At 67.2% G+C, this 9,442-nt stretch carries 26 protein-coding genes and 1 pseudogene; 23 read left to right on the top strand and 4 right to left on the bottom strand.

Translation table 11 applies throughout. The annotated features are described in order from the left end of the window. Nucleotides 1-35: 35 nt before the first annotated feature. A pseudogene (locus OXS49_RS05925) lies at nt 36-266 on the top strand (hypothetical protein); the annotation flags it as partial. Nucleotides 267-548: 282 nt separating this feature from the next. Here the strand turns inward: OXS49_RS05925 and OXS49_RS05930 are convergent. Beyond that, nucleotides 549-815 carry a hypothetical protein gene (locus OXS49_RS05930; protein ID WP_267422731.1) on the bottom strand — a complete coding sequence of 89 codons (267 nt, stop codon included), beginning with the start codon at nt 813-815 and terminating at the stop codon, nt 549-551. Nucleotides 816-1,001: 186 nt separating this feature from the next. Between OXS49_RS05930 and OXS49_RS05935 the strand changes: the two genes are divergently transcribed. The 11 genes from OXS49_RS05935 to OXS49_RS05985 are packed head-to-tail and all read left to right on the top strand — an operon-like array spanning nt 1,002 to nt 4,206. After that, on the top strand, nt 1,002-1,151 hold the full coding sequence (locus OXS49_RS05935) for a hypothetical protein (RefSeq protein ID WP_267422733.1): 150 nt from the start codon (nt 1,002-1,004) through the stop codon (nt 1,149-1,151). 1 nt (nt 1,152) lies between these two features. Further along, a complete protein-coding gene (locus OXS49_RS05940) occupies nt 1,153-1,428 on the top strand; it encodes a hypothetical protein (RefSeq protein WP_267422735.1) in 276 nt (91 codons plus the stop codon). Next, nucleotides 1,428-1,649 carry a hypothetical protein gene (locus tag OXS49_RS05945; RefSeq protein ID WP_267422736.1) on the top strand — a complete coding sequence of 74 codons (222 nt, stop codon included), beginning with the start codon at nt 1,428-1,430 and terminating at the stop codon, nt 1,647-1,649. The genes OXS49_RS05940 and OXS49_RS05945 overlap by 1 nt, the downstream gene beginning before the upstream one ends. Then, complete coding sequence (locus OXS49_RS05950) at nt 1,649-2,062, top strand: hypothetical protein (RefSeq protein WP_267422737.1); 414 nt, start codon at nt 1,649-1,651, stop codon at nt 2,060-2,062. The genes OXS49_RS05945 and OXS49_RS05950 overlap by 1 nt, the downstream gene beginning before the upstream one ends. 47 nt (nt 2,063-2,109) lie before the next feature. After that, a complete protein-coding gene (locus OXS49_RS05955; protein ID WP_267422738.1) occupies nt 2,110-2,331 on the top strand; it encodes a hypothetical protein in 222 nt (73 codons plus the stop codon). A gap of 1 nt (nt 2,332) precedes the next feature. Further along, nucleotides 2,333-2,707 (top strand): helix-turn-helix domain-containing protein, encoded by a 375-nt coding sequence (locus tag OXS49_RS05960; RefSeq protein ID WP_267422739.1) that lies wholly within the window; start codon nt 2,333-2,335, stop codon nt 2,705-2,707. 1 nt (nt 2,708) lies between these two features. Continuing rightward, on the top strand, nt 2,709-2,990 hold the full coding sequence (locus OXS49_RS05965) for a hypothetical protein (RefSeq protein WP_267422740.1): 282 nt from the start codon (nt 2,709-2,711) through the stop codon (nt 2,988-2,990). Further along, a complete protein-coding gene (locus OXS49_RS05970) occupies nt 2,987-3,388 on the top strand; it encodes a hypothetical protein (RefSeq protein WP_267422741.1) in 402 nt (133 codons plus the stop codon). The genes OXS49_RS05965 and OXS49_RS05970 overlap by 4 nt, the downstream gene beginning before the upstream one ends. 1 nt (nt 3,389) lies before the next feature. Beyond that, nucleotides 3,390-3,620 (top strand): hypothetical protein, encoded by a 231-nt coding sequence (locus OXS49_RS05975; RefSeq protein ID WP_267422742.1) that lies wholly within the window; start codon nt 3,390-3,392, stop codon nt 3,618-3,620. Then, nucleotides 3,617-3,883 carry a hypothetical protein gene (locus OXS49_RS05980; RefSeq protein ID WP_267422744.1) on the top strand — a complete coding sequence of 89 codons (267 nt, stop codon included), beginning with the start codon at nt 3,617-3,619 and terminating at the stop codon, nt 3,881-3,883. The genes OXS49_RS05975 and OXS49_RS05980 overlap by 4 nt, the downstream gene beginning before the upstream one ends. Continuing rightward, nucleotides 3,883-4,206, top strand: coding sequence for a hypothetical protein (locus tag OXS49_RS05985; RefSeq protein WP_267422745.1), 324 nt, complete (start codon nt 3,883-3,885; stop codon nt 4,204-4,206). The genes OXS49_RS05980 and OXS49_RS05985 overlap by 1 nt, the downstream gene beginning before the upstream one ends. 199 nt (nt 4,207-4,405) lie before the next feature. On the opposite strand, the gene OXS49_RS05990 is transcribed toward OXS49_RS05985, so the two are convergent. Together OXS49_RS05990 and OXS49_RS05995 are read right to left on the bottom strand one after the other, a co-directional pair. Beyond that, nucleotides 4,406-4,654, bottom strand: a complete 249-nt coding sequence (locus OXS49_RS05990; protein ID WP_267422746.1) for a hypothetical protein — start codon at nt 4,652-4,654, stop codon at nt 4,406-4,408. A gap of 210 nt (nt 4,655-4,864) precedes the next feature. Then, nucleotides 4,865-5,116: a PilZ domain-containing protein gene (locus OXS49_RS05995; RefSeq protein WP_267422747.1), complete on the bottom strand. Its 252-nt coding sequence runs from the start codon at nt 5,114-5,116 to the stop codon at nt 4,865-4,867. Nucleotides 5,117-5,227: 111 nt separating this feature from the next. Between OXS49_RS05995 and OXS49_RS06000 the strand changes: the two genes are divergently transcribed. Beyond that, nucleotides 5,228-5,503, top strand: a complete 276-nt coding sequence (locus tag OXS49_RS06000) for a hypothetical protein (protein ID WP_267422748.1) — start codon at nt 5,228-5,230, stop codon at nt 5,501-5,503. Further along, nucleotides 5,500-5,868 (top strand): hypothetical protein, encoded by a 369-nt coding sequence (locus tag OXS49_RS06005; protein WP_267422749.1) that lies wholly within the window; start codon nt 5,500-5,502, stop codon nt 5,866-5,868. Before OXS49_RS06000 ends, OXS49_RS06005 begins: the two co-directional genes overlap by 4 nt. Nucleotides 5,869-5,965: 97 nt before the next feature. On the opposite strand, the gene OXS49_RS06010 is transcribed toward OXS49_RS06005, so the two are convergent. Then, nucleotides 5,966-6,217: a hypothetical protein gene (locus OXS49_RS06010; RefSeq protein ID WP_267422751.1), complete on the bottom strand. Its 252-nt coding sequence runs from the start codon at nt 6,215-6,217 to the stop codon at nt 5,966-5,968. 151 nt (nt 6,218-6,368) lie between these two features. On the opposite strand from OXS49_RS06010, the gene OXS49_RS06015 reads away from it, so the two are divergent. The 9 genes from OXS49_RS06015 (at nt 6,369) to OXS49_RS06055 (ending at nt 9,440) form a co-directional block, all read left to right on the top strand. Continuing rightward, nucleotides 6,369-6,572, top strand: coding sequence for a hypothetical protein (locus OXS49_RS06015; protein WP_267422753.1), 204 nt, complete (start codon nt 6,369-6,371; stop codon nt 6,570-6,572). Beyond that, entirely contained in the window at nt 6,569-6,793 is a 225-nt protein-coding gene (locus OXS49_RS06020) for a hypothetical protein (RefSeq protein WP_267422754.1), read from the top strand. The genes OXS49_RS06015 and OXS49_RS06020 overlap by 4 nt, the downstream gene beginning before the upstream one ends. 1 nt (nt 6,794) lies before the next feature. Continuing rightward, nucleotides 6,795-7,103, top strand: a complete 309-nt coding sequence (locus OXS49_RS06025) for a hypothetical protein (protein ID WP_267422755.1) — start codon at nt 6,795-6,797, stop codon at nt 7,101-7,103. Between the two features lie 19 nt (nt 7,104-7,122). Then, on the top strand, nt 7,123-7,482 hold the full coding sequence (locus OXS49_RS06030) for a hypothetical protein (protein ID WP_267422757.1): 360 nt from the start codon (nt 7,123-7,125) through the stop codon (nt 7,480-7,482). Then, complete coding sequence (locus tag OXS49_RS06035; protein WP_267422759.1) at nt 7,479-7,754, top strand: DUF2312 domain-containing protein; 276 nt, start codon at nt 7,479-7,481, stop codon at nt 7,752-7,754. Before OXS49_RS06030 ends, OXS49_RS06035 begins: the two co-directional genes overlap by 4 nt. A gap of 572 nt (nt 7,755-8,326) precedes the next feature. Further along, nucleotides 8,327-8,695, top strand: coding sequence for a hypothetical protein (locus tag OXS49_RS06040; RefSeq protein WP_267422760.1), 369 nt, complete (start codon nt 8,327-8,329; stop codon nt 8,693-8,695). Continuing rightward, nucleotides 8,692-8,922 carry a hypothetical protein gene (locus OXS49_RS06045; RefSeq protein WP_267422761.1) on the top strand — a complete coding sequence of 77 codons (231 nt, stop codon included), beginning with the start codon at nt 8,692-8,694 and terminating at the stop codon, nt 8,920-8,922. The genes OXS49_RS06040 and OXS49_RS06045 overlap by 4 nt, the downstream gene beginning before the upstream one ends. Then, nucleotides 8,923-9,195 carry a hypothetical protein gene (locus tag OXS49_RS06050; protein WP_267422762.1) on the top strand — a complete coding sequence of 91 codons (273 nt, stop codon included), beginning with the start codon at nt 8,923-8,925 and terminating at the stop codon, nt 9,193-9,195. It begins immediately after the preceding gene. Continuing rightward, nucleotides 9,192-9,440: a hypothetical protein gene (locus OXS49_RS06055; RefSeq protein ID WP_267422763.1), complete on the top strand. Its 249-nt coding sequence runs from the start codon at nt 9,192-9,194 to the stop codon at nt 9,438-9,440. Before OXS49_RS06050 ends, OXS49_RS06055 begins: the two co-directional genes overlap by 4 nt. Nucleotides 9,441-9,442 lie beyond the last annotated feature (2 nt).

Raw genomic sequence — 9,442 nt, forward strand, 5'->3', positions numbered from 1 at the left:
ATCGGGCATGCTGCGCCCGCGTCCCGCTGCCTCTCATGCCCCGCTACTTCATCGATCTGCACGACGGATCCGAGCCGGTCCGAGACACCGTGGGCTGCGAGCTGCCCGACCTCGTCGCCGCGCGCGCTCAGGCTGTGCGGATCCTGACGCGGGTCACCCAAGGCTTCAGGGACGAGCCCGGGCGCCAGGACTATGTCGCCGCCGTCCGAGATGCGCGGGGTGCCATCCGGCTGCGCCTCAGGGTGTCGCTCGATGCGGGGCCGGTCGATCACGCGGACTGCACGTCCCACACGAACGGCGCGGCCGAGCCGCCTTCGATCTGGGCGAGCAAGCCGCTCAAACTCCGCTGCTTTCTCGTATCGACCGACCGCCAGCGAGGATCCGCACCCGTCTACGCGGTCCTGGCGAATGCGGCAGAGGAGGCTCTGGCGGCGGTCGCACACGAAGTCGCCCTACGATCCAAACCCGCGATCATCGGCGGCTTGTCGAAGGATACGGTTCGCCGGTTGGGCTTGGAGCCAGGCGAGTTGCGCTTGGTGTGACGCGGCTCAGAACGGCAACTGATCCGCCAGCCCCGGTGGCACCTTCCCGAAGATCGCCAGCGTGATCGGCTCTCCGCCATCATCGTAGTCCGGATCCACGACCGTGCGGGTGAAGGCGGCCGCGCCGATGGCCCAGCCGAGGCGGACCTTCTCCTCGGCGATCCTGCAGGCCTCTGCTGCGGTCTTAGCCTCTAGGCAGCGCCCCTGGGTAAGTCGGCTTTTCTCGGTAACGAACAGTTGGACACCGTGAGCGACGACTGGCTTCAGGGCCATGGGCGTTCCTCAACTCTGCGTTGACGCCATCGAACGCCCTGCGTCCGAACAAAACAAGAACAGACGTTATGTCGCGTGTGGACGGATGTGAATATCGCGTGAGGTATTTTTACAGCGAAACGGGTTGACGCGGTAGATTTACAGCATACCATACGACCCATCGCCATCCGCGACGGAGCCGCCCCGGTGCTCATCACCTACCTCTACCACCTCCAGCACGCCTCGGCCGCCATCCAGGTCGCGAGCTGCCTGCTTGGCGCCCTCGGCATCTTCTCAGCGTGCTTCGCGCCGTGCCTGATCGCCGATCACGTCTCCGCCTACCGGGCGAGCCGCTGACATGGCCCCCTCGCTCCCCCGCGGCACCCGCATCGGCCGCCCTCGTCCCGACGGCTCCCTCATCCCCGGTACCATCCTTGGTCCCGCCTTCGGAGAGGGCTTCTACTGCGCCGAGCTGAGAGGCGAGGCCGGGCCGACCATCGTCTGCATCCACGTCGACAAGGTCCTAGTGGAACCCGCGTTCGTGGATCTTCAGGCGGCGGTCGTGGTCCTGCGGGCGCTGGACGAACGTGCTGCTTCCGCCGTTCGGCCGCGCCGCGTCGTGGGGGCGTTCTGATGACAGCCGCGCTCGCCGCCACCCGCAGCACCCGCACCGAGGCCGAGCGCGTCCTCCACGAGGCGCTCGGCCTCCTGGCCCGGATCGCTCTGGCTGCCGAAGGCCCCGGCGCCACTGACACGGCCGCCGAGGCGAAGGTCCTGGCCGACATGCTGGACGCCGCCACGTCGCGCCTCGTGACCGCGCGTCGCCTGTTCCTCCAGCGCGCCAGGGTGCTGTGATGCGAGCGCTGCGCATGAACTTCCCGGGCCGCGTCCGCGAGGCTGCGCTCGAGCGCGCCGAAGGTCGCTGCGAGCACGTAGACGCCGACGGCAACCGCTGCCCCTGCGCCCTCCACCCAGGCCACTACGAGTTCGCCCATATCCTGGCCGACCGCATGGGTGGGCGCCCGACGCTCGACAACTGCGCGGTCTGGTGCACGCCCTGCCACCGCGCCGAGTACGCCGCCGACGCGGCCAAGATCGCCCACCAGCGGCGCCTCGAGAAGCGCGAGTGCGGCACCAAGGCGCCGTCCCGCCCGATGGCGGGCTCGTCCTTCTACCGGACCTCCCGCGGCATGGATGGGCTGGTGCGCGACCGCGCCACCGGCGCCGTCCTGTCCCGCCGCGGCGTGATCGACGTGAGCGAACTCTGATGGCCGCCCGCGCCCGCCGCCAGCCCGCGCCCGGACCGGCGCCCGCCGTGGCCCCGTCCCGTCCCGGGTTCGGCGCCTACCGTCTGGAGCAGCTTGGCGACAGCCAGTGCCGCTTCGCCTGCACCTCCCACGGGACCGATCACCGCTTCTGCGGCCGCCCTGCGGTCCACCACAACCCAGACAAGCCGGCGGTCTGGTGCCCGGAACATCAGGCGATCGTGTTCACGCCGAAGCCGGTGATTGCCGCCCGTAAGCTGGGGAGGGGCTGACATGGCCGGTCGCCGTTTCACCGATGCCCAGCGCGAGCAGATGGCCGAGCGCCGCGAGGCGGGCGACAGCTACGCCAAGATCGGCCGGCGCTTCGGGTGCTCGGCCTCGAACGTCTATTGGATCTGCCTCGCGCTCGGCGCGGACTATCCGAAGGCGCGCCCGACACCAGCGACCGCGGCGGGGCCCGCTGTAGTCCAACGCGGCGACCACGTCGTCCGCCGGTTCACGCCAGACGATGATGCTCGCCTGCTGGCGCTGGACGCCGAAGGCCTGGGCCACAGCGCGATTGGTCGGGCCATGGGCCGGCCGGCCAACTCCATCCGCGGGCGCCTGATGACGCTCGCCCGCTGCGAAGCCCGAGCGGAGGCAGCCTGACATGCCCCATGCCAAGGAGCATCCGCTCGCCGGCCGCAAAGTCGTCCCCGACGCCCAGACCGGGACCGTCCTCTACGTCGTGGATTGGCTCGATCGCCTCCCCGGCGCTGGCTACCTGCTGAGAGCCGGCAATCCGGTCGGAGACGCCTTCCGCCACCGCATCGCGGGACTCGACCTGCATGTGTCGGGTGCCGTGCTCGCCCATGCCGCCCCCGGCGTCGCACTCATTCATCACGCCGAGCTGCCGTCCTACGACCCAGTCCCTGTTGGAGTGATCTCGTGATCAAAGGATCAGAGGCCCGCGAGGGCGCCTATGCCGGCCAATTCGTCGACGTGACCTTCGACTGGTCGCGCCGTCACTTCGTGGCGCACCTGTCCTTCCCCCTGCAGCATCTCGACGGCTTCCTCAAGGAGGTCGGCATTCCGCCGCATCCCGCCGATCGCGGTGAGCTGGGCCATCAGATCCCGGTGGTGCTGCTGGCCTGTTACGGCCCGACCGGCGCCATCCCGGATCACGAGGTCATCGCGGCGTCCGCGATCGACACTCTGATCCGCCTCGCGGGCCAGGGGCGGCTGACCGGCTACAACCTGCTGGACCTGCAGGGTCGCCTCCAGCGCCTCGACGACGCCCGGGCCCGGGCCGCCGGTCTCACCGTGCCGCCCCGCGCGGAGAACGCCTGACATGGCCTACGACCTGGTCAAGCAGACCCATCCCGGCGCGCCGACCGTCATCGGCGCTCGCGTCGTCGAGCGCCTGTCCGGGCGCCTCGGCACGGTCGCTCCGGCACGCGCTGGACTCGCCGGTATCGGCGTCCAGTTCGACGGTCGCTTCGGCGTCGTCGACTGCCAGCCCGAGCGGATCCGGTACGCGGCTCCGCCGCCGGCTGCCTCTCAGACGTGGAGCGCACGATGAGCGCCGCCCCCTCCCGCTCCGCCGAACTGCTGGACCGGATTGCCGCCGCGCTAGGCGTACCGGTCGAGACGTTCAGCGCGCCGAGCCCGCAACCCACGTCCGACGCGGTGCCGAGCGCGCTTGTCGCCACCCTGATCTTCGATCCGGACGGCCGGCGCTTCGTCGCGGCGTTCCCGGCCCTGTCCCCGCAGCTCCGGCGCGCGTTCGCCGACAACGCAGAGGCCCTCGTCGCTGCGTCGGCGAGCTCGGAGGATGCCGGCTGATGGCTTGGCCCGCGCGCGATCGCCGCCGTCACCCGATCTCCGGGGAGACCTATGCGGATCTCCGGGCCCGCGCCCGGGCCATGCGTGCCGACGGCTGCACCATGGCGACCATCATGGCCGCCCTCGACGTGTCCAAGCCGACGGCGTGGAAATGGGTCCGGGATCTGCCGTGCCACGTGGAGATCGCCCGGGCGAACGCACGCGCTGGCGCCGACCTGCGTCGGATCTACCCGCCTGGATCGCTCGCGTACGTGCGGCAGCTGACGCGGAAGGGGTTCACACCGGTCGAGCGCATCCGCCTTGCACAGGAGGCTGTACAGTGACCGGCCGCGCCGCGCCCCTTGGCATCGCCATGGCAGTCCTCGTCCTGTCGATCGCGCTCGCCCTCGTGCTGATCCCAGTCCTGGATCAGCAGCTGCGGCGCACGCTGGCGCGGAAGGAAGCGAACTCCAGGAAGGCAGCTGCGTCGTCCGGCCATTCTGTGGTCTGCGTAATCTGCCGGAGGCGAGTCATGGGTGAGCGTCATTCTGAAGTGAACTTCACCCGCACAAAATCTGCCGCTCGTTCCACCACACGGCAGCGGTTTCGGATCTGGATCGACATTGCGATCAGAAGAAACTCTTCCGGAAGGCGGCTCGGATCTGAGAGCTCGACCCGCGCCTCCCGGAACCCCTCGAGCTTCGCCACGCAATCGATGGTGCGGATCGGATCGCCAAAAGCCGCAGACGCTACCTTGAAGCCTACTCGCGGTTTTAGAGGATCGGCTGGCATGCAATCTCTGCTTGAAACCGTACTAACGCAGTTTATGCATATCTTGACGAGATCAAAATACTTTTACGGGCATGCGTCAAATCAACACGATTACAACTTGAAATATATATGCGCCGACTGTATTCAATATCCCGCATCGATTTTTGCGAGAGCTGCAAGTAATCTACCAGACAGCGCCTGCAATTGTGATTTTGTGAGGCAGATCAATAATCAATCAACGAATTTGACACCGATCTTTCGATCGCTGCGCCATATCACCTCGCAGCGTTGGTTAAGCGAAAGTCCTGCCGAAAGTAGACGGAATGTATCCGGCGGGGATGAATGCAGATCGACTTCGATCATTGCGCCTGATTTGCTAAGGTCCCAAACGAGACAGTCGAGGCTGTCTTGTGGGGCGCCGAAAGAAATTTGCCCTGCTTTGAGAGCTGGCTTACGGGGCTCGTCTCTAAAATCTTCGGCCATTGTCTACCTCCGAACAATTTATAGCCATGATATAGGCGACTGTATTAAATCCAAGTTGCCGCTCAAAACTGTTTTCGCCCCGACCGACGCGCTCGACATCGCGGGGGCGGCATGACGAGCGACGACAGCTTCATGATGCTGGCCGGCGTCCGCTACTGCCTCGGCAGACACAGCGATGCACCGAGCCTATGCTGCGACTGGCTCAAAGCGAAGTGGCCGCAAGTCGACGCGCGCGACCGGGTGCAGATCGTTCGCAAGATTGGAGAGCGCATCGCGGGCGTCGTAGAAGGCCGCTGGCACAACGTGCAGGCTGGATGGGAAAGCGATCTGCGCACGTGGCGGGCATTTTACGCCTGGGCGCTCGATAGAGCGGGGGCTGCCGCATGACGAAGCGCGCCCCCAAGCTCCCGCCGCCGACCCGACAGGAACGCGAGGCCGCGGCAATCGCCGCCGAGGCTTTGGCCGGTGCGCTCGCCGATCCGAACACCCGCGGTGTGCCCAGCGTCATGCATCTCGATTTCAGCAACCCGCGCCGGGGCGAGTGCCACATCACTTGGTCGAAGCTCCCCGGCTTCCTCCAGGTCAACGAGCGCTATTCCCACGCGTGCCTGCCCGGCTGGGAATACACGAAGGTCGAGATCGCCCTGGAGATGATCCCGGATCTGCGGGCGCTGGCGGAGCATGGCGTGCGTCCGTTTCTGCCGACGGACGGCAAGGCCACCACCGGCGATCTGTTCGGGGTGATGACATGACCGAGCGCAGCAAGCACCACCGGACCACCGGCGACCCGTCGGGTGTTTGGAACGCGGGCGAGCGCGGACGAGTAGATACGAGCGCGCCTCGCGTCCCTCAGGCGATGAAGATCACCCCGAGCAGATGCTTGGTCCGTCGCGCCACTTGGCAGCGCTTGTTCATCCGCAAAGTCTCGACCTTCAACCAGAACGTCTGGGGCAGTCCTTCGGTCTCCAAGACTTCAATCAGCGCACCCCCTTCGGAGGCGTTGCGCACGAGGCAATCGATCGATGTAAGGGCGCCATCCGGCAGCAGCTCGCCCAGCCGAAACAGATCGCGCCGCGGACGTCCTCGCCGCTCCTCAATCATCCCAGAACCTCGTGATCTCGATCGCGGCCATTCTGCCAAAAGTCGATTAACGAGCCCTATCAGAACTGATTTCGGGCCTGAGGTCCTGTCGAACGGTGGCCTCCATCAGTCTTCGCGACCTGTAGGCATAGACGCAGCAGCGGAGGGGGCCATGGCCGACAGCACTGTCTCCCGCGAGATGATCGAGGCGGCCGCCGCGGCGATCGCCAACGCCCGGGCCGGCCGACGCGGCGCTCCGCCGATCGCCAACATCCTGGAGGCGCTGGAGCGCGTATCACCGAGGCTCCTCGTCGAGGTGACCGAGGATGCCGAGGCAGCGCTGAAGGCGGCCTTTGCAACGGGAGGCGCTCGATGAAGCTCACCCTCGAACCCACCGATCGCATCGAGCGCGTCGAAGGCACACCCTGCCGGATCTGGTCAGGCACCACGGAATGCGGGACCCCCGTCCTGGCCTACGTGGCCGTCCTCCAGCCGAAGACCCACGATCCCGACGAGCTCGCCGCCTTCGAGGCCCAGCTGCGCGAGATGCCCTACCGGCGCGAACTCGTGTCGTTCGACCTGCGGATGGTGGACTGACGTGATCCCGCTCGCCGACCTGTTCAACCTCGATCGTGCGCTTACGCCCCAGGAGCGCAAGCGGCTGCGCGCCGGTACGACACCGAAGGGCTACGCGGCGCTGCCCGGGACAGGTCAGGCCGGCGAAACGTGCGGCTCCTGCGGACACCTGGTCCGTCGGCAGATGGCGCGCGTCTACCTGAAATGCGGGCTGATGCGGCGGGGCTGGACCGGCGGCATCGCCAGTGATGTGCGGGCCAGGGCACCGGCCTGTAGCCGCTGGACGGCATCCGACGCGTCCTCCGTATTACCCTTCGACCGTCCCCTGTAGCGCCTGAGGAGATCCGCCCATGCCGTCGCCGTCCCTCGTCCATGCCGCCCGTCATGCGCCGCATGCGCGCGCCGAGATCTTCCGCATGGCCCGCTTTATGGTTGAGCAGAAGAACGGCCCGGAGGGCGCCTGCACCATCGTGCACCTGTTTCAGAAAGGCTGGACCGAGGCGGAGGTCCATGCCTACCGCGATCCCGCTCGAGCGCTCATACGGGGTCTGCCATTGACGGGAGATCCGCCTGGCCGGCGCGAAGCCGAGGCGGCGGCGGAGGTGGCCCGGGAGATCCGCTTCGCGCGTGCGGCCGAGCCCTATCTGGCAGGACGTGCCTGGGCGCCGCCGGTCGTCACCGAGGCTAGCACTCCGGAGGCCGCCTCGTGACCGCGGGCCTCAACACATCTGGCGACGTCTCCTCCGCCGAGGGTGTGGCCGCCGACGAGCTGAAGCAGTTCATCGAACGGCTCGAGCGGCTGGAGGAGGAGAAGGCCGGCATCATGGGCGACATCAAGGAGGTCTTCGCCGAGCTGAAGGGCCGGGGTTTCGACCCCAAGGCGGTCCGCACCATCCTACGGATCCGCAAGCAGGATCACAGCGAGCGCCAGGAGCAGGAAGCCATTTTGGAGCTGTACCTTCGCTCCCTCGGCATGGAGTGAGCGATGACAGAGTGCTGGAAAGCCGTGATTGGCTTCGAAGGTATCTACGAGGTCAGCGATCTTGGGCGTGTTCGAAGCTTAGAGCGGCGCATCTGCATATCCGCCTCTGCGCGCTCAGAGGGATACTGGCGGAGACAGCGCGCGCGTCTGTTAAAGCCCGCCCCCGACGACAAGGGATACCAGCATCTAACGCTATGGAAGGATCATGACAGCCGCCAAACCGCGGCTCACGTGCTTGTCCTTGAAGCTTTCGTGGGCCCTCGCCCTGTCGGCCATTACGGCTGCCATCGTGACGGAGATCCGCGAACCAACAAGCTCGACAACCTATACTGGGGCACGCCTACTGAAAATTCAGCTGATAAGCGGCGGCACGGCACGCATCGACAGGGTAGCTCAATCCCATGGGCACGCCTCACTGAGGCTGACGTTCAGCGTATTCGAAGCTTGAAAGGCAAGGTGCCTCAACAGCAGCTCGCCTCTGAATACGGCGTTCGACAGAACCAAATCAGCAGGGTCATGAACGGCCAACGTTGGCGGCATATCCCGTCGATGACTGCGCGCGAGGGCTCGGTATGACCGCCGCCCCGCCCCCGATCGCCCTCGACGATCTCGACCGCGAGGAGCTGCTGCACCTCCCGTCCGATCGGTTCATCCGGTTCACAGCGACCGACCTTTGGTCCGCCCGGTGGGACGTACTGGGCAAGCGCGCCACGCTGGCGCGCGCTGAGGCCAGCGCGGCGCGCGAGCGGTACTTCGACGCCGCACCGAAGCCGGCCGCAGGCAAGCCGCAAACTCGCCGCCAGCTCATCAAGGAGCTGCAGGTCGAGGAGGACGCGAAGGCCGCTTGGCTCAAGGCGAAGGCCTGGGCCGAACGCGCAGAGGCTGCAGAGGATCGGGCGTGGAAGGCCCTACAAACCACCTACGGAAGGACCGCCGTGTGACCGCTCTCCGCCTCATCCCGCCCGACGGCTCCGACTGGACAATCGACGCGGTGCCGACACCTGACGGCGTCGAGCTCGCGATTGCCTTCACGCTCCAGGGCCAGCCCATCACTGCCCGCTTCGTCATGGGACGCCCGGACGCCCGGGCGCTGTCGGATGGCCTCCGCGCGGCCGCCGGCGACGGCACGATGCGCACCTTCCCCCACCCGCAGATCCCGGAGGCCTGAGTGACCGAGGAGACCGTGCCTCTCGTCCAGGTATTCCTCACTTGCGATCCGCTGACGCACGGCGTCATCCCCGAGGTCTGGGCCCGCATCGAGGGCGATACCATCGCCCACAGCGCCTACGAGTATCGGCTCACGGGTGAGGGCCGTATGTGGCACCGGCGGCGCTGGGCGGCGGAGAACTACGCGCGCCAGCTCCAGGCGGCGAAGCTCGCCGAGCTGCGCGCCGAGATCGCCCGCATCGAGGGGCTGCGGTTCGGGAGGCCGGGGTCATGACGGCGCGCCCCCCCGACAGCGACGACTATGCGGCCGGCTACGCCGATGGCGTGCGTGATGCCGCTGCTTGGACGACCGAGCGTGTGGCGCGACTGCTATCGGCGCCGACGGAGGAGCTGCTCACCGCCATCCGGCAGCTGCACCGCGATGCCGGCACGCGCTGGGCGAAATGGGCCGATCGACGAAACTGGCCGGACGTGCGGGCGCGGGTCGCCCGGGCACGCGGCAGGGGAGAGGAGGGATAAGC

Source organism: Methylobacterium sp. GC_Met_2 (assembly GCF_026540795.1).
Classification (GTDB): Bacteria; Pseudomonadota; Alphaproteobacteria; order Rhizobiales; family Beijerinckiaceae; genus Methylobacterium.